This is a genomic window from Paraprevotella clara YIT 11840 (genome assembly GCF_000233955.1).
Taxonomy (GTDB): Bacteria; Bacteroidota; Bacteroidia; order Bacteroidales; family Bacteroidaceae; genus Paraprevotella; species Paraprevotella clara.
In genome coordinates this window covers 218-535 of the sequence record NZ_JH376729.1, presented here as the reverse complement: position 1 = coordinate 535, position 318 = coordinate 218, and the positions used below count along the sequence as shown (strand labels likewise).

Sequence of the window (318 nt, the reverse complement as noted above, 5' to 3'; positions counted from 1 at the left end):
ACAGTTATTGATGATAAAATAAATAGTTGTAAGGTATGCCATTAACAAAAAAAGAATTTCGAGATAATCTCATTTCATTACTAATAGAAAATAATATAAATATTAGTAGTGAGGATAAGTTTATAATAAAACCTATTAAGGAAAAGAATGTTTCTTATAATTCATTTGACGATTATGTTAGAATATGGTTTTTACAAGAAAAAAATATTAATAGATATTTTTATTTTCAAGAAGCTATAGATTTTTTATCTTTTTCTAATGAAAGATATCCTTTGTGGATTAAGGTAGTATTATTTGAAAAAGATCATTTTTTTTCTA

At 20.8% G+C, this 318-nt stretch carries 1 protein-coding gene; it reads left to right on the top strand.

What is annotated here, in order from left to right; all coding sequences use genetic code 11:
* Nucleotides 1-35: 35 nt before the first annotated feature.
* The coding region (locus tag HMPREF9441_RS18720) for a hypothetical protein (protein WP_008623840.1) at nucleotides 36-318 on the top strand (283 nt) is incomplete at its 3' end.